At 47.5% G+C, this 16,073-nt stretch carries 18 protein-coding genes; all 18 read left to right on the forward strand.

Annotation, left to right across the window (positions count from 1 at the left end; translation table 11 throughout):
• The first annotated feature begins 118 nt into the window (after positions 1 to 118).
• The 18 genes from IRJ17_RS07030 (at position 119) to IRJ17_RS07115 (ending at position 16,063) form a co-directional block, all read left to right on the forward strand.
• Positions 119 to 1,135 carry a polysaccharide deacetylase family protein gene (locus IRJ17_RS07030; RefSeq protein WP_242773983.1) on the forward strand — a complete coding sequence of 339 codons (1,017 nt, stop codon included), beginning with the start codon at positions 119 to 121 and terminating at the stop codon, positions 1,133 to 1,135.
• Positions 1,132 to 2,274 (forward strand): sensor histidine kinase, encoded by a 1,143-nt coding sequence (locus tag IRJ17_RS07035; protein ID WP_122962636.1) that lies wholly within the window; start codon positions 1,132 to 1,134, stop codon positions 2,272 to 2,274. Before IRJ17_RS07030 ends, IRJ17_RS07035 begins: the two co-directional genes overlap by 4 nt.
• Positions 2,275 to 2,309: 35 nt before the next feature.
• Positions 2,310 to 3,017, forward strand: coding sequence for a response regulator (locus IRJ17_RS07040; RefSeq protein WP_063230720.1), 708 nt, complete (start codon positions 2,310 to 2,312; stop codon positions 3,015 to 3,017).
• A gap of 67 nt (positions 3,018 to 3,084) precedes the next feature.
• Positions 3,085 to 3,462 carry a glycosyltransferase gene (locus IRJ17_RS07045; RefSeq protein ID WP_229049761.1) on the forward strand — a complete coding sequence of 126 codons (378 nt, stop codon included), beginning with the start codon at positions 3,085 to 3,087 and terminating at the stop codon, positions 3,460 to 3,462.
• Positions 3,463 to 3,694: 232 nt separating this feature from the next.
• On the forward strand, positions 3,695 to 5,728 hold the full coding sequence (locus IRJ17_RS07050) for an ATP-dependent helicase ComFA (RefSeq protein ID WP_242773986.1): 2,034 nt from the start codon (positions 3,695 to 3,697) through the stop codon (positions 5,726 to 5,728).
• Entirely contained in the window at positions 5,725 to 6,582 is an 858-nt protein-coding gene (locus IRJ17_RS07055; protein ID WP_242773989.1) for a ComF family protein, read from the forward strand. Before IRJ17_RS07050 ends, IRJ17_RS07055 begins: the two co-directional genes overlap by 4 nt.
• Positions 6,583 to 6,667: 85 nt before the next feature.
• Positions 6,668 to 7,099 (forward strand): TIGR03826 family flagellar region protein, encoded by a 432-nt coding sequence (locus IRJ17_RS07060; RefSeq protein WP_122962640.1) that lies wholly within the window; start codon positions 6,668 to 6,670, stop codon positions 7,097 to 7,099.
• Between the two features lie 132 nt (positions 7,100 to 7,231).
• The gene (flgM, locus tag IRJ17_RS07065) at positions 7,232 to 7,507 is read left to right on the forward strand and encodes a flagellar biosynthesis anti-sigma factor FlgM (protein WP_063230724.1); all 276 of its coding nucleotides are present in this window, start codon (positions 7,232 to 7,234) and stop codon (positions 7,505 to 7,507) included.
• 36 nt (positions 7,508 to 7,543) lie between these two features.
• Positions 7,544 to 8,035, forward strand: coding sequence for a flagellar protein FlgN (locus IRJ17_RS07070; protein ID WP_063230725.1), 492 nt, complete (start codon positions 7,544 to 7,546; stop codon positions 8,033 to 8,035).
• A 12-nt stretch (positions 8,036 to 8,047) separates the two neighbouring features.
• The gene (flgK, locus tag IRJ17_RS07075) at positions 8,048 to 9,535 is read left to right on the forward strand and encodes a flagellar hook-associated protein FlgK (RefSeq protein WP_173596396.1); all 1,488 of its coding nucleotides are present in this window, start codon (positions 8,048 to 8,050) and stop codon (positions 9,533 to 9,535) included.
• 17 nt (positions 9,536 to 9,552) lie between these two features.
• Entirely contained in the window at positions 9,553 to 10,455 is a 903-nt protein-coding gene (gene flgL / locus IRJ17_RS07080) for a flagellar hook-associated protein FlgL (RefSeq protein WP_173596397.1), read from the forward strand.
• Positions 10,456 to 10,476: 21 nt separating this feature from the next.
• Positions 10,477 to 11,055, forward strand: a complete 579-nt coding sequence (locus IRJ17_RS07085) for a DUF6470 family protein (RefSeq protein WP_173596398.1) — start codon at positions 10,477 to 10,479, stop codon at positions 11,053 to 11,055.
• A 13-nt stretch (positions 11,056 to 11,068) separates the two neighbouring features.
• Entirely contained in the window at positions 11,069 to 11,485 is a 417-nt protein-coding gene (locus IRJ17_RS07090) for a flagellar assembly protein FliW (RefSeq protein WP_173596399.1), read from the forward strand.
• An 11-nt stretch (positions 11,486 to 11,496) separates the two neighbouring features.
• The gene (csrA, locus tag IRJ17_RS07095; RefSeq protein WP_173596400.1) at positions 11,497 to 11,772 is read left to right on the forward strand and encodes a carbon storage regulator CsrA; all 276 of its coding nucleotides are present in this window, start codon (positions 11,497 to 11,499) and stop codon (positions 11,770 to 11,772) included.
• Positions 11,769 to 12,467, forward strand: coding sequence for a class I SAM-dependent methyltransferase (locus IRJ17_RS07100; RefSeq protein ID WP_173596401.1), 699 nt, complete (start codon positions 11,769 to 11,771; stop codon positions 12,465 to 12,467). The genes csrA and IRJ17_RS07100 overlap by 4 nt, the downstream gene beginning before the upstream one ends.
• Before the next feature lie 195 nt (positions 12,468 to 12,662).
• Positions 12,663 to 13,487, forward strand: a complete 825-nt coding sequence (locus tag IRJ17_RS07105) for a flagellin N-terminal helical domain-containing protein (RefSeq protein WP_173596402.1) — start codon at positions 12,663 to 12,665, stop codon at positions 13,485 to 13,487.
• Between the two features lie 130 nt (positions 13,488 to 13,617).
• Positions 13,618 to 14,199, forward strand: a complete 582-nt coding sequence (locus IRJ17_RS07110; RefSeq protein WP_173596403.1) for a hypothetical protein — start codon at positions 13,618 to 13,620, stop codon at positions 14,197 to 14,199.
• Positions 14,186 to 16,063: a motility associated factor glycosyltransferase family protein gene (locus IRJ17_RS07115; RefSeq protein ID WP_242773992.1), complete on the forward strand. Its 1,878-nt coding sequence runs from the start codon at positions 14,186 to 14,188 to the stop codon at positions 16,061 to 16,063. Before IRJ17_RS07110 ends, IRJ17_RS07115 begins: the two co-directional genes overlap by 14 nt.
• The last annotated feature ends 10 nt before the right edge of the window (positions 16,064 to 16,073 follow it).

Below are 16,073 nucleotides of genomic sequence, written 5' to 3' on the forward strand. Positions count from 1 at the left end.
AAGCTACTGGGCTCTTTTTGTTATGGGAAGAAATTTCCAATTATTGGTGAATCCTGATCAAAGGGAAAATGTAGGACTGTGTCGAATCTCCTAGTGAGGAAGTGAAGGAGGGGTTTCTTTGCCGAACAAAAGGCTCTTCCTGACAGTGTTTATCAGTTGTTTACTGTTGGTTGTGACGATATTGGGGCTTGGTGATTTGTACCAGTCAAAAAAGAATGCGCAAAAAGTGCAACCTTTTCCCCAAGTCGATACGTCTATAAGCATAAGCGAGACGGAAAACGCTGAGCCAAACGTCACGCGAAACGAAAAAGCAACGGTAAAGCCGCAAAAGTGGTATAACAATCAAGTCGTCGTCCTGACGTATCATCATGTGACAGATGCTGCAGGCCAACGTTACGTGATTGCGCCCGAACAATTCGCAGAACATATGGCATTTTTGCACGAAAATGACCTGCATCCCATTACGCTGGATGAGTTTTTGCGCTTTGTCGATACCGGGAGCTTGCCGACAGAAAATGCTGTCCTGATTACGTTTGATGATGGCTACGAAAGTTATTATACGAAGGCTTTTCCGATATTGCGTACATACGGCTACCCGTCAGTGAACTTCGTGATTGCAGGACGCTTGCGAGATGTAGCCGAACGAAAACGGGAGAACATGACGACGCCACTCACGCGTCAACAAGTCATGGAAATGCTTCACTCTGGCTTGGCTGATATTGGTTCCCATACCTACAGCCTGCATGAAGAGGAAGCGCGGAATGAATGGGGAGAGATGGGACCAGAGACTGCTCCCGTCTACTTGCAGGATGTAAAGCGATTAGAAAATGAAAAGGAATACAGGGATCGGCTCTATGTTGATTTCAGTATGTCTCGCGCAGGTTTGCACGGTTGGATGAGCAAGGACATTAAGGCGATTTCACTGCCTTTTGGCTACACGAATCCGATCGTTTTGGAAACAGCCCGACAAGCAGGGTATGAGTATGTGTTTACTTCTACGCCCGGTTTCGCCAAACGAGAGGTAGATCCTTTTGCCATCCCACGCAATGATGTGGGTCTGCGAGACGTAGATGAGGTCAAACTCCAACAGCTGTTCACGAAAGCGAAAAAAGAGTTCGAAGGAGAGCAATCATGAACAAAGCGATCGACATCAGCGTGCTGGATGGGGTGATCAAGAGAACCATTGAAACAGTAGAAACAAGTAAAACGCAAATTTTTGATATAGCCGAAGATGCAAGACAACAAGGCAACTCGCTAAAGTTTGATTTGCATGAGCTGAGGCAAGAAATTTCCAAAGTAATCCAAAAGGTCGATGCGTTGGAATTGGCCTATCGAAAGTCGCGCAACAGGCTTGTGCAGGTCAGCCGCAACTTTCACATGTACACGGAGGATGACATCCGTATCGCCTATGAAGAGGCGAGCCGCATCCAGGTGGAGCTTTCCATCTATCGCGAGCGGGAAAACAACTTGAAGCGCCGGCGCAATGATCTGGAGCGGCAATTGCGTACATTGGAAGAAACGATTGTACGCGCCGAGAAGCTTGTATCCCAGATGGGCGTGGTGCTTGGCTACCTGACTGGCGACCTGAGCAAGATCGGGGAAGCGCTGGAATCGGCCAAGCAGCATCAACTGATGGGGTTGAAGATCATTCAGGCGCAGGAAGAAGAGCGCAAACGTGTCGCGCGCGAGATTCACGACGGTCCGGCTCAATCGATGGCAAACGTCGTCTTGCGCTCCGAAATCGTCGAGCGCATGTTGAAAAACGAACGTATTCTGGAAGCGCAAATGGAGCTTCACGAGCTGAAAGAAATGGTTCGGTTAAGTTTGGCTGATGTAAGACGGATCATTTTTGACCTTCGTCCGATGGCTTTGGACGACCTCGGCTTGGTTCCCACTTTGCAAAAATACATTCAGACGTGCGAAGAACGTATCCGGGCTTCGATTGATCTGGTAGTATTTGGTGTGGAGCCACCGCTGCGCAGTTCCGTCAAGGCTGCAATCTTCCGGCTTGTTCAGGAGTGCCTGAACAACGTGGAGAAGCATGCAGGAGCTTCTTCGGTACAAGTGAAGCTTGAGTTTCTTCAGGAGTCGCTGAGTCTCGTCGTCAAAGACGATGGCGTTGGATTCGATCTGGAGAAGCGCATGGCAAACGGAAATTCCTTTGGACTGTTGGGAATGCGCGAGCGTGTGCAGCTGCTGGAAGGCAATGTGGACCTGCAATCAGCTCCGGGTGAGGGAACAAAGGTTATTTTCCAAATACCGTTAAAAATATGAACCGATACAGAATTATGTACACAGGGGGATGAAACATGGATAAAAGACAGCAAGAGCTCCGCATCGTGATTGTGGACGACCACCAATTGTTCCGTGAAGGAGTCAAGCGCATTTTGGAAATGGAAGATGACTTCAAGGTCGTCGGAGAAGGAGCGGACGGCGGAGAGGCTGCTTTGCTCGCCGAAGAGCACAAGCCGGATGTTTTGTTGATGGATATCAATATGCCAAACATCAATGGCGTCTCTGCTGCGGAAAATGTAATTTCTGTGAGTCCCTCTACGCGAGTGATCATGCTTTCTATTCACGATGATGAAGGATACGTTTACCGCACGTTGCGTTCCGGTGCATCGGGCTATTTGCTCAAAGAAATGGGCACCAGCGATCTGGTGGATGCCGTGCGCGTCGTAGCAAGCGGCGGCGCTTACATCCATCCGAAGGTAACGGGCAAGCTGATCGAGGAGTTCCGTCGTCTCAGCGAGCATGAAGGCAGCACAGAGCGCAGCTTCTCCGTGGATGATTCGCAAACGATCGATCCAAAAGTGATCGAATCCCTGACTCGCCGCGAGCGGGAAGTGCTTCAACTGATGGCTGAAGGAAAGAGCAACAGGGCGATCGGAGAATTTTTGTTCATCAGTGAGAAAACTGTGAAAAATCACGTCAGCAGCATTTTGCAAAAGCTGAACGTTCAAGACCGCACGCAAGCGGTTGTCATCTCGATCAAAAACGGATGGGTAAAACTGTAGAATCCGTATGAGCGTCCAGTTGGCACCCTGTTCAAGCTGTTCGGCATACCTTTGTATAGGAGGGGGTATGACCGTGATGGAAGAACTGGTTGTATGGCTACTGGCGGCATTTGGCTTCTCCTCATTGCTGGTGATGATCGCTGATCGATGGGCCAGTCGAATGGACAGCGTGACAGAGCTTTCGCACGAGCATTACCGCTTGTTGGTGCACAATTCGGAGCAGGTGCTGGAGCGGGCGGTCAGAAGTTTGCTGTTTCGCTCCGAATGGAGTGGCAAGCCTGTCCGGATTACTTTGATAGATGAAGGATCTACCGATGATACATCCCGGATGCTATCGATTTTGACTCGCGAGCCGTACTGCTGTGGGGTGCCTGTAGCTGACAGCCAAGCCGAGCTGGTGGGAGCTATTGTAGTTGATCTGCGGAACAAGCAAGAAGGAGCCTGATGTTTTTGTTTTCAGGCATATGGATGAACGAAAAGGACTGTCGAGGACATCGGCAGTCTTTTTTGTGTTTGTGTGAAAAAATGTCTCGGTCCTTTTCCTGACAGTCGATGGGGCTGCTTGCGGTCAGCGAGACGGTTATGCTGCGTTTTTGCTCGTGAAAAAGATTTGCTGACCCGTCTTGTCTTTTTGCAAACTGATGGTAAGAGGACAGGTGGAGAGCGGGGGAAGGCACATGCGCGAGTTTTTGCTGTACATCAAATCGGGCACAGAAGCAGTGTCGTCGGTTCAGACATACGTGACACCGAGCTTTGCTGTCGACCAATCTTTTTGGCAGGAGCGAGAGAGCTGCATTCTGCACGTCATCGGCAAGACGTCATCGCTCGCTTTGGCCTTTTCCTTGCGGGAGCAAATAAACGAATACATACGCAAGCGACTGCCAGAGCGGCAAAAGCTGACGGATGGAGTGGTCGCTGAGCTGCGGCAGTTGGCTGTGGGGAAGGTTCGGGAGGCGAGTGGGCTGTATGGGCGGGAAATGACCGACAGGGAGCGGGATGACAATCAAGCTTCCTGGTCCAGTGCGTTCGCTTGCATGAGGCAGCCGCCAAAAGACTGGTTTGCATGGAAGGTTGTAGAGTTCAGATGCGAAGTGCATGCTTGTCAAAAGGATGCTGAATCAGCAGGAGGGTACAAGATTTTCCCGCGCCATTCATTGCTTCGAAGAACTTCGCTCACAGCGGATGGAGCGAGCGCAAGCGTTCTCGGCAAACTGCTGGATGGACGAGCGCTTCTCTGGGAAGAGATCGAGACGCTTTTGTGCAAGCGAGGGGTAGAAGTTGGCGATTTGGCAGCTGCGCTGCATGAAGGAGTCCTCGCTGGCAAAGTGCAGTGGCTTCCAGGAGTGCGCATGGGAGTCATCAGCAATTGGTGGCGCAAACGACTGGTGCTTTTCTGTGAGCGATGCGGCAGCGAGGGCAGAGCGTTGCAGCTGATATACTGCCATTCGTGTGAGCAAGGCTGCGCCTACTGCACGATATGCCTGGGAATGGGCAGGAGCAAGTGCTGCACGCCGTATATGTTGATTGCGTCAAGTGCCTCAGCCGACATTGGGAGAGAAAAAGGAATGGGGCAGCCGGCCAGGCTGGAGTGGACAGGGCGCTACTCGCAAGATCAGGCGAGAGCTGCCGAACGCGCTCGGCGGTTCGTAGCGGGCTCACATCCGGGGCGGTCGGAGTTTTTGATTTGGGCAGTGTGCGGGGCTGGGAAAACCGAGCTGCTCTTTCCTTCTGTCGCTGAGGCACTTTCGTCGGGAGGGCGTGTATTGATCGCTACTCCGCGAAAAGACGTAGTGCTGGAGCTGGCTCCGCGTATTCGGCGAGTGTTTCCCGAAGCGCGTGTAATTGCTGTCCATGGCGCCAGTGCCGAGAAATGGGAAGAGAGCGATATCACGATTGCAACGACCCATCAAGTCATGCGCTATCATCGCCGCTTCCTGTTGGTTGTACTCGACGAGGCCGATGCTTTTCCTTATCACAACAATCCTGTGCTTTATCGGGCGCTGGCGAGAGCCGTACACGATACGGGCAAGCTGCTCTATTTGAGCGCGACTCCCCCGCTCTATTTGCAAAAACGGCTCGTTTCAAACGATCGTTCAAAATCAGCAAGTTCCGCGGCATTGCCGCTTGCTTCAGCCACTCATGTGCTTTTACCCGGTCGCTACCACGGCAAGCCGTTGCCTGTGCCTGAGATTCTCACGATCAAAGGGTTGCACAAGCGCGTTCGGACGAAGCGAGCAGTGCCGCAGATGACGAATGCAGTCAAGCGTTCACTGGATGCCGAGCGGCAAGTTTTCGTCTTCGTTCCCCGCATTGACGACGTGGACGTGGTGCTTGCCTATTTGCAAAAGGCGATGCCGGATCGGTCGGAACAGATGGCGGGCGTCCACGCCTCCGACCCGTTGCGCGAAGAAAAGGTGCTCGCTTTTCGCAACAGACGCTATACGCTCATGGTGACAACCACGATTCTGGAACGCGGGGTCACCATTCCGAAGAGCGATGTGCTTGTCGTAGGAGCGGAGGCGCCCGTCTTCGATGAAGCCTCTTTGGTGCAAATTGCGGGGCGCGTGGGCAGATCGTTCGATGACACGGCAGGCTCTGTGCTTTTCTTGCAGGCTGAGCGCGCTGCGGCCACGAAGCTGGCAGTCAGGCAAATCAGCCGGATGAATCAATTGGCGAAAAAGCTTGCGGAAGCTGGGGGGGATAATGCGTGACAATCCAGTCATGTGTGGCTTGTGGCGGACATTTGAATGCCCTGCAAAGAGAAGGGATTGTCCGCAAGCGTGCGCGATCTCTTTCCAGTTCAGCCGCTACTTACCCGGTCGTATATCGTTTGCTGCAAAAGCTCCAGGTGTGTGCAGGCTGCTTGGAAGCCCTGCCGTTCATCGGAGAGCAGATTTGTCGTCAGTGCGGGCGAGACATGTGCAGCGAGGTCATTTGTCGCGATGGATTGTGCCGCGATTGCGTAGATCGAGCGAGCGTGCCGTTGTCTAACAACCGCAGCCTGCTCCAATATGACGAGAAAGGAAAAAGTCTGGTCAGCCTGTTCAAATACCGTGGGGATGAGCGATTGGCTAGTTTTTTCAGTGCGCTTTTAACCATCGCGATTTACCGCTACCATACGCCTTCGCGTTTTACTTGCATCACGACTGTTCCGCTTCATCCAACAAGGCTTCGGGAAAGAGGCTTCAATCAGGTGGGGTTGCTTGCCAAAGCTTTGGGACACGCCATAGGAGTTCCGGTCAAAACGTTGCTGGAGCGAACGAAAGCGACAGAGAAGCTGAGCAAGCAAGGCGGGCGCGTGCATCGCGAGGAGAGCATGAGAGATGCTTTTGCGTGGGCGCAAGGGGCTGTGCTTGCAGACTTATCCTCCGCTTGCTCTGGCGGGATCGCGCGAGCCAAGGTCAAGGGCGGGGCGAATAGTCCTGTAATGTCCGGCACTCCTCTGCGGGTTCTCCTGATCGACGATATATATACGACAGGCTCGACTCTTCGTTCTTGTGCCAGCACTTTGCGAGCACACTTGGGAACAGTTTGTGAAATTTATTCCTTGACAATATACAGATAGCCAGTTTGGTAAAATTACGTTATCATGGAAGCAATCAGCAGTTGCGAACCAAATGAACTTTCTGGATGTTGAAGGGGTTGTTTCTATGTCTCTGGGCAAACTGGCAAACTGCTCGCGGTGTGATGCTTTATTTGTACAAACAGTCCGTGACATTTGCCCCAAATGCTATCAACAAGTGGAGCAGGAATATGAAAAATGCGCCCGGTTTCTGCGCAAGCGCGAGAATCGCGGAGCTAATATTCATCAGGTGAGTGAAGCTACTGGTGTGAGCGTGAAGCAAATTACGAAGTTTATCAAGGAAGGGCGCATTTCTGTAGAAGGCAACCCGGAACTTGGTTACCCATGCGAAATTTGTGGAATTTTGATCCGTACCGGAAACATGTGCGACTCGTGCATGAAAGACTTGAAACACGAGATTTCGCAGCAGCTTGAAGTGGATCGGCGCCTTGCAGAAGATGCTCGCGCACGTCAGGCGGAAGCAGCCGCTTATCGAAGAAGGAAGAATACTGACGAATAGTTTTGCGCAAAAAAACTAATCGTCAATCAGGAAATTGCCGATGATACTACTAAGAGGTATCATCGGTTTTTCTTTTGATAAAGGGACGTGTTCCCATGAAAATGTCCGGTGGATTGAGAGGATGGTAATCAGATGCGGATTAATGAACCGAACCGTGTCGGGATGATCAACGCCTACAACAAGACGAGCAACAACCAGGTAGGCAAAAGTGGGAAAATCCCGATGGGCAAGGATGAAGTAAACATTTCTACGGAAGCGTTGGAAATGCAGCGCCAGGTGGAAGACACGAACGCGCCACAGCGTCGTGAAAAGGTGGAGCAATTGAAGAAGCAAGTGGAGGAAGGCACGTATCGTGTCTCCAGCGAGCGAATTGCAGAGAAGCTCCTGTCCTTTTGGAAAAAGCTATAAACCAGTTCTCTAGGGAAGACGAGGAGAAGCGCGAACATGGATAGACTCTACGATCTGCTCGACAACTTGATCCGGTTGCACAAAGCCTTGTACACTTTGGCCGCACACAAAAAAGACGTGCTGGTAAAAGGAGATGTCGATGAGCTGGTGGCGATTACCCGCCAGGAACAAAAGCTGATCAAGGGCGTCACTGCTGCTGAAGCAGCCCGCCAAACCTTGGTGCAAGAACTGACCGAAAAGAAAGGCTTTGCGCTTCAGGAAGGCACACTGGCTGAATTGATCAAGTTGACGACCAGTGCGGAAGAGAAGACGCGGCTTGCATCCTATCGAGACGAGCTTGTCCGGATTGTCGCCGAACTGCGTGAGGCAAACGAGCTGAATCAGCAGTTGCTGGAGCAATCCCTTTCTTTTGTAAACATGACACTCGACCTGATCACGGACACGCCGGAGGACGACTTCATTTACGGCAATCCGAGCACGGACACCTACCGTCAGGCGAGCCGAACTTTTTTCAATAAAAAAGCGTAAAGAGGTGCTGACATGCGCTCGACTTTTCACGGAATTGAAGTAAGCAAACGCGGCCTGTTCGCACAGCAGTCTGCGCTGAATACGACGGGGCATAACATTGCGAATGCGAATACGGAAGGATACAGCCGTCAGCGGGTCAACATGCAGGCTACTACCGGGTTGCCTTATGTGGGAATGCAGGCAAATATCGAGCCGGGTTTGCTTGGTACGGGTGTGCAAGCAGACAGTATTCAGCGGCTGAGAGAAGAGTTTCTGGATATCCAATACCGAAATGAGCATAAGCGGCAGGGGTATTGGGACGGCCGCTTGGAAACGCTTGAAAAGCTGGAAGGGATAATGAACGAACCTTCTGATACTGGGCTGCAAAAAGTCATGGACCAGATGTGGCAAGCTTGGCAGGACTTGGCTAAAGATCCGACAGATACATCAGCGCGCGCTGTTGTTCGCGAACGGAGCAAGGCGGTCGCAGATACATTTAACACATTGACGAACCATATCAAAGAAGTGCAACTTGATCTAGACAATGTAGTGAATGTGAAGGCGATGGAAATCAACTCTTTGGGACAGCAAATAGCCAGCTTGAACAATCAGATTTCCAATATCGTGCCGCATGGCTACCAGCCAAACGATTTGTATGATCAACGTGATGTTCTCTTGGATAAGCTCTCCAAGCTGGTAGATATCCGAGTGACGCAAACCACTGCAGGTATGGTGAACGTAACGATTGAAGGACGCGAATTTGTTAACGGCATTGCTGCCCAACCAGTAGTTGCTCAGCGAAATGTCGCCACGGGTTTGAGTGATCTCACGCTGGGTGGAGCGGCTTTCGTTCCGACATCTGGTTATATGGCAGGCACTCTCCAATCGCGTGATCAGATTGTGCCAAATATGCTAAAACGTCTGGATGTCTTGGCTGTGAATTTGGCTAAGGAAATCAATGATATACATCGCGCAGGACGGAGCTTGAACGATATTAATAATGGCACCGCACAGGATCTGCCATTCTTTGTAGATGCAACTGCTTTGGCTGCAGATGCTACAACGAAAAATTATCCAACAAGTGCCTCTAGTCTTGTCGTTAATCCCGAGATTATGAGAAGCCTGGATGCTATCGCTGCGGCAAAACCGGAAGCAGTCCATACACCGGTTGGAAACAACGAAAACGCGTTGGCGATTGCCTCCATCAAATTTAAAGTGTTGGCTGCCGGAACGGGCTCGAACGATCTGGCGGAAAGCTCAACTTTGGATAACTACTATCGTTATACGATCAGCCAATTGGGTGTGGACGCACAAGAAGCTACCCGCAATCAGTTGAACTCGGAAATGCTGGTCGGAACTGTAGACAGCCAGCGGCAATCCGTATCAGGCGTATCGATCGATGACGAAATGGCAGAAATGGTGAAATTTCAGCACGCTTACAGCGCATCTGCCCGCGTCATGACAAGCATGGACGAAATCTTGGACAAAGTCATCAATGGCATGGGCCGAGTTGGCCTCTAGTTAGGAGGAAATAGATCATGGCGGTACGTGTAACGCAGAACATGCTGAACAGCAATATGCTGCGGAATCTGCATAATTCCATGCGCAGCATGGACAAGCTACAGCAACAGCTGTCGTCGGGGAGCAAAATTGCCAAACCATCCGATGACCCGGTAGTGGCAGCACGCGGGATGTTTTATCGTTCCTCATTGATGGAGAATGATCAGTATAAGCGGAACGTGGATGAAGCGAAGTCCTGGATGGATATGACGGATAGTACGATGGATGAAATTGGGAACGTCATGAAGCGTATTAAGGAGCTTCTTGTATACTCCGGGGATGGAGCTATTTCGCCTGACGATTTGAAGACAATGGCGTCTGAAGTTAGCGAACTGAAAATCCACTTAGGAACTTTAGCCAATCAGCAAATTAATGGAAAGTATATTTTTGCTGGTACAGATACAAATAAAGCGCCGTACGATTTTACAGCTAATGGGGGCAAAGGTGATTTTGTCAGTACGAATAGCTCTTCTATCAATTTGGAAGTAAGCCAAAATGTTTTTGTAACATCAAATATTAATGCGCAAAACCTATTCAATTTTCCGGATAATGCAAACAATATGTTTAAGGTATTGGATAATATTATTGGTGAGTTAGAAAATGGTAGAGATGCTACTCAGTTTCTCACAGGGATGGAGCAGCAGTTTGACAAATTATTAGCTGAGCGAGCCGCACTGGGAGCAAGTGTAAACCGTGTTGAACTAATTGCGGACCGTTTAAAGACGCAAGAGGTAAGTATTAATGAGCTAATGTCAAAGAATGAAGATGCTGATGTGGCAAAGGTGATGACAGATCTGAAAACACAGGAGAGTGTTCACTCCGCAGCTCTAGGTTCAGGCGCCAGAATCATTCAGCCAACTTTGCTGGATTTTCTGCGTTAGAAAAAGTAGGGAGAGTAGCCGATGCAAATTCCAAAAATTCGATTGGAGAGCACGTTTGCTCAACTAGGATTAAATATAAACAAGCCTGTCCAGGAGATTAAACAGCCGCAAGCTGAATTGAACCTGCGACAAGTACCTGCAAAGCTGCGAATTGAACAAGCTCGCACTGTTTTGTCCATTGATTCTAGTCAGGCGCGTACCAACATTGGTATTATGACTTCTATGGAATTTACAGCTAGTCTTGCTTCATATGGTCAACAAAAAGCCCTCCAAGCCATTGCGGAGAAAAGTCAGGAGGGAGACAGAATGATGCGGATCTATACAAAAGAGAATGTCATAGCATCTATTGGCAGAGAAAAAGGTTTGCGCATGTTGGAGAGTGGATATACACCGCCGGCAGCGTCAACTGATGAAGGTGTAGAGATCCGTGTCGAGTCGACGCCTGTGAACATCCATGTTGAGCGCAACGGAATGAGTATTGATCCTGTGATTAAACAACCTGAACTGTCATACAAGCCGGGGAAGGTGGAGCCATATATGATACAGTACAATAGCCTGAAAATTGATACTGTAGGCGGTCAACTGGATCAAACGATATAAGCGAGGGGAAAACATGAACGCAAGTCAACGAGTGGAATTGGGCAAGCTATTTTTTGAAGATGGTATTCCGGGGTTTTCCCATTTGCAGTTTTTTCAGTTGATGCAGGAAGAAGAAAGCCCTTTTTTTCTGATTCAGTCTGCTGAAGAAAGGGAGATCGGGTTTTGGGTGGTCAATCCATTTGTTTTTTTCAGCGGATACGAATTTGAACTTTCTGAAGCAGCTAAGACTTCACTCCGCATAGAAGATGAAACCCCCATAGCAATCTTTACAATTGTAACTATTCGAGAAATGCAGCGTGTCTCTGTGAACTTGAAGGCACCTATTGTGGTTAATCTCGCAAATCGTATGGCCAAACAAGTAATTTTACAGGACGACACATATTCCATTCACCAGCCGTTGTTAGTCGAGCAAATCTCGACAAGAGAGTAGGTGATGTTCAAATGCTAGTATTATCTCGCAAAAAAAATGAGTCTATCATGCTGAATAACAATATAGTCATTAAAGTGATTTCTGTTGATGGAGAAACGGTTCGACTAGGGATTGAAGCACCAAGAGATGTAGAAATTTATCGAACCGAAATATATGAAGCGATTCAAGAAGAGAATCGTGTAGCCTCTGAAAGCACAGTGTCGTGGTCCTCTATGAAGGCTATTTTGAAAGAAGAACAGAGGACTGTACATGAGGATGTTCATGAGAAAGAAGATGATGAGACATGAGTAGCTACAAGTCAGAATGGGAAGCTTCCTATCAGAACAAAGATAACTTTGTTTTTTATCCTCATGAAGAAATTATCAGGTTCACATCGAAGTATATTCGCAAGCGAACAGGTCTGTTCGAGTTTCGAGATGTTTACACGAATTCGTCTAAGCCTAAAATATTGGATTTGGGATGCGGAATTGGACGGCATGTAATATATGCTCATCAGATGGGGCTGGATGCTTACGGCATCGACCTTTCTGATACGGCGATTCAAGTAGCGGTCACATGGGCAGAAAAAGAAGGCATTTCAAATTTAGACAGTAAAGTTAGACAAGGATACACGCAAAGTCTGCCGTGGGAAAATGATTTTTTTGACTTCGTTATAAGTCACGGAGTCTTGGATAGTATGCGGTTTGAAGAGGCCACTCAAACCATGGACGAGGTTAAGCGAGTATTGGTAAAGGGCGGGCTATTCTACTGTGATTTAATCTCCGGAGATGATTCTCGTCATGCTCGGGAATTTTCGGGAGAAGAAGACGTGGAAACTCTTCATGAGAAAGGAACCGTCCAGTCTTATTTTAACTACGGGAAAATTGAAAAGCTGATTGGATGTAATTTCGAAATATTGGAATGTAATCTGATCAGACGCGAGAACGTTAATACGGGTGGCTACTCTTCCAGGTATCATCTCATTTTGCGAAATATGAAGTAACTTGAATCTCCTTTTTGGTTAGGTGTACAAAGAGGAGATTTTTTTGAAAAAAACTTTTGAAATCCATTAAAGTTGACGAGTAATTTACCGATATAAGTAATGTAGGGACAAAGTTACAAGCGCGCGATTGTAAAATAGTCCTAAATAGATCTCAGTCACATGGACGTGACGGGTATAAATCAAGGAGGAAAAACAATGATTATCAACCACAATATTTCCGCAATGAACACTCACCGTCAATTGAGTGTCAACACAGGCAACCTGTCGAAAAACGTTGAAAAGCTGTCTTCCGGCTACCGTATCAACCGTGCTGCTGACGATGCTGCTGGTCTTTCCATCTCCGAGCGCATGCGCGCACAAATCCGTGGTATGGAGCAAGCTTCCCGCAACTCTCAAGACGGTATCTCCTTGGTACAAACAGCTGAAGGTGCATTGCAAACTGTAAACAACATCCTCGTTCGTGTAAAAGAACTGGCTACTCAATCTGCGAACGGTACTTACGATTCCGATGCAGACCGCAAACGCCTGCAAGAAGAGTTGACAGAGCTGTCCAACGAGGTAACAAACATCAAAACTAACACCAAATTCAACGGTATCAGCCTGTTGGATGGAAACTCCAATAAAGACATCGACCTGCAAATCGGTCAAGATGCTGCCCAAGTTCTGACTCTGGACACTTCCAAGTTCAATCTGACCAGCGTTGCAACTAAAGTTGGCGCTTGGAAAATCGATACTCAAAGCGCTGCGAAAAGCGTGCTGAAAAGCATCGATGCATTCATTAACAAAGTATCTGCTGCTCGTTCCTACTTGGGTGCTAACCAAAACCGTTTGGAAAACACCATTAACAACCTGAACATCACTGCTGAGAACCTGACAGCTGCTGAATCCCGTATCCGCGACGTAGATATGGCGAAAGAGCAAATGGCGTTCACTAAGAACAACATTCTTACACAAGCTTCTCAAGCAATGCTGGCACAAGCAAACCAATTGCCACAAGGCGTTCTGCAATTGCTCCGCTAATTTTTCAGTGCAAAATAAAGCATGGGTTTCCACCTGGAAGCCCATGCTTTTTTATTTTTCCATGTTTATCATATAATTGAATGTTGAAAAGGAACCGATATACATAAAGAGCGATGAAAGGGAGGTTCTCATGAAGATACTAGTAGCTGGCCAAGAGTACCATGTTGATCGGACACAAGAAAACGTTATCGAATACATTTTTTCTATTATAAAAGCAACGATGGCAGAAAAAACAATGACGTTTTGCGGAGTGCGAATCGATGGCAGAGAGGTATACAAAGATTTTGAGGAAGAAATCGCCGAATCGATTGAAACGATTGAAACGATTGAACCAATTTTAATGACAGAAGAAGAGTTGGCGAAGGAAACGTTATTATCGATAAAGGATTATACGAGCCGTTCGATAGAGTATCTCAATGGGTTGGCTTACCACTTTCAGACAGAGAATGTCACTTCTGAAACGTGGGAGGATTTGGGCAAGCTTGTAGAAGGACTGATGTGGATCCAAAATACCACTCCATTTTATCCAGAGTATGAAACGCTCTTTACTTTCACTAGCGAAATGGAAACCATCAATACGGCAGTAATTCAACAGGATACTGGTTTGCTTGGCGACATGATTGAATATGAGATTATCCCTCGCTATCAAGCTATCCAAGAAGCGCTGGAGGATATTGGCTCTCAAGAGGTGAATGGGAATGGTGCTAATTGATAATGTGAACTCTTTAAAAAAGCACTATCCAGAAATCTGGGCGAAGTGTCGAAACCCGAAGCTTGAAATAAAAGATCAGGTGAAATTGGAACCAACTCAGATGCAAGGTTGGACAGTATCCATTCTTATGGAGTCTGGATGGAATTACGTTCACAGCAAGTATAATCCGGAAAAGGAAGCCGAGCGTTTTATCGATTCGTTGGAAGAGATCCAGGATCGGCATGTATTATTTTATGGTGCGGGATTTGGTTATCATATTGATGCGTTCATTAAAAAATTTCCCAATACGCCCTTTTCCATTTATGAGCCGAATATGGCTATTTTTCAGCATCTGATCGAGCGTAAAAAAATTGATGAATGGATTCCTGTCAAAAGGTTGAAAAACTTGATGGTTGAGGAAAATCCAGACGATTGCAGAAAATATTTAATAGAACTGACTAATCTTTTGGAAGACGAAATTTATCTCGTTATTTTACCAAGTTATAAACGGATCTTTTCTGAACAGACGCAAACTTTCATCAAAATGTTTCGCGATGTTGTATATGCTGCGCATGAACGGATTATTACCGGAAAAGTTTTTGCGAAAAGAATGGCAATTAATGGGTTGTTTAATTTGCCCGCCATCGTCAAGACACCCAATATCCTTGCTGCACATAACGGGTACTTCAAAGGGAAGCCAGCGATCATTGTTGGGGCGGGACCATCGCTCAACGACGAATTCGAAAACCTGCGTTATATCAAGGAAAATGGTTTAGCATACATTTTTGCTGTTGGATCATCTATCAACCAATTGCTGAATGCTGGAATAGTGCCAGATGCCGCTTTCGCATACGATGGTAGCGCGATGAACACGAAAGTTTTCCGAAAGGTACTCGAAAACGAGATTGACAGTGTTCCTTTGATTTTTGGTAGTACGATGGGATTTGAAACAGTACAAAATTATCCAGGGAAAATGAGCAATTTTTTGGTGCGTGATGATTATATCATCGATCTGTTTTTGAAGGATGAAGATAATCGTCCATTCCACTATATTGACAGGTTCGGCAGCATTGCTACCTTAACTTTGCAGATTCTGGACCAATTGGGCTTCTCCCCTATCATTTTCACAGGACAAAACCTTGCCTATCGCGGCGGCCAGGTATACGCCCAGGGTGTCGAATATACAGGTACTGATTTGGGAGATAAGAAAAAAGAATATGCGGTTGAGGTAAAAGATGTACACGGCAATGTCACATTAAGCGGTCGGGGTCATGTTGAAATGAGAGAGGAAATGGAAGCCCTCATTCAAAAGATTGCAAGAACAGATATTATAAACACAACCAAAGGCGGCGCACATATAGAGGGTACCGTCTTCCTTCCTATGGAACAGTTGATTGCAGAACAACTAACGATCCCGCATGTAGTAAAGACAGATTGGCTGGAAGTAATCTCCCAACAAGATGGTTATCGCTACGACTTGGAGTATTTAAAAAAGGTGATTCGAGAGTTGCTTTCTTCCTGCGACGAACTTGGCAAAATCATTCGACGATTTGCTGAACTGCTGGAGGATATGGATCGATTTATTGAGAGTCAAAATAACAAGCAGTTGGAAGTTTGCCTTACCAAATTTGATAAATTGTTTGATCGACTCCAGGCGAATAAACTTAATATGCGAATCGTTCAACCGATGAATCATATGGAGTTTCAGTTGGTACTAAAAATGTTTGATGATATACGGCCAGAGCCTGATCCAAAAACAAAATCACGTCGTGTGGTTGATCAATTCGGTAACTATTTGAGTTCTTGCAAAAGTGATTCTGTGCTTGTCAAAAAGATCTTGGAAGATATTCATGAGAAAATACTGGGGGAACCAATTGTAGTATAGACTGGAGGCG

It is taken from the genome of Brevibacillus parabrevis, from assembly GCF_022701015.1.
In the GTDB taxonomy this organism is placed as follows: Bacteria; Bacillota; Bacilli; order Brevibacillales; family Brevibacillaceae; genus Brevibacillus; species Brevibacillus parabrevis.

Excerpts from the sequence above, each read along its gene's own strand:
- IRJ17_RS07035 (WP_122962636.1), top strand. The coding sequence starts at position 1,132 with ATGAACAAAGCGATCGACATCAGCGTGCTGGATGGGGTGATCAAGAGA.
- IRJ17_RS07040 (WP_063230720.1), top strand. The coding sequence starts at position 2,310 with ATGGATAAAAGACAGCAAGAGCTCCGCATCGTGATTGTGGACGACCAC.
- IRJ17_RS07045 (WP_229049761.1), top strand. The coding sequence starts at position 3,085 with ATGACCGTGATGGAAGAACTGGTTGTATGGCTACTGGCGGCATTTGGC.
- IRJ17_RS07050 (WP_242773986.1), top strand. The coding sequence starts at position 3,695 with ATGCGCGAGTTTTTGCTGTACATCAAATCGGGCACAGAAGCAGTGTCG.
- IRJ17_RS07060 (WP_122962640.1), top strand. The coding sequence starts at position 6,668 with ATGTCTCTGGGCAAACTGGCAAACTGCTCGCGGTGTGATGCTTTATTT.
- flgM (WP_063230724.1), top strand. The coding sequence starts at position 7,232 with ATGCGGATTAATGAACCGAACCGTGTCGGGATGATCAACGCCTACAAC.
- IRJ17_RS07070 (WP_063230725.1), top strand. The coding sequence starts at position 7,544 with ATGGATAGACTCTACGATCTGCTCGACAACTTGATCCGGTTGCACAAA.
- flgK (WP_173596396.1), top strand. The coding sequence starts at position 8,048 with ATGCGCTCGACTTTTCACGGAATTGAAGTAAGCAAACGCGGCCTGTTC.
- flgL (WP_173596397.1), top strand. The coding sequence starts at position 9,553 with ATGGCGGTACGTGTAACGCAGAACATGCTGAACAGCAATATGCTGCGG.
- IRJ17_RS07085 (WP_173596398.1), top strand. The coding sequence starts at position 10,477 with ATGCAAATTCCAAAAATTCGATTGGAGAGCACGTTTGCTCAACTAGGA.
- IRJ17_RS07090 (WP_173596399.1), top strand. The coding sequence starts at position 11,069 with ATGAACGCAAGTCAACGAGTGGAATTGGGCAAGCTATTTTTTGAAGAT.
- csrA (WP_173596400.1), top strand. The coding sequence starts at position 11,497 with ATGCTAGTATTATCTCGCAAAAAAAATGAGTCTATCATGCTGAATAAC.
- IRJ17_RS07100 (WP_173596401.1), top strand. The coding sequence starts at position 11,769 with ATGAGTAGCTACAAGTCAGAATGGGAAGCTTCCTATCAGAACAAAGAT.
- IRJ17_RS07105 (WP_173596402.1), top strand. The coding sequence starts at position 12,663 with ATGATTATCAACCACAATATTTCCGCAATGAACACTCACCGTCAATTG.
- IRJ17_RS07110 (WP_173596403.1), top strand. The coding sequence starts at position 13,618 with ATGAAGATACTAGTAGCTGGCCAAGAGTACCATGTTGATCGGACACAA.
- IRJ17_RS07115 (WP_242773992.1), top strand. The coding sequence starts at position 14,186 with ATGGTGCTAATTGATAATGTGAACTCTTTAAAAAAGCACTATCCAGAA.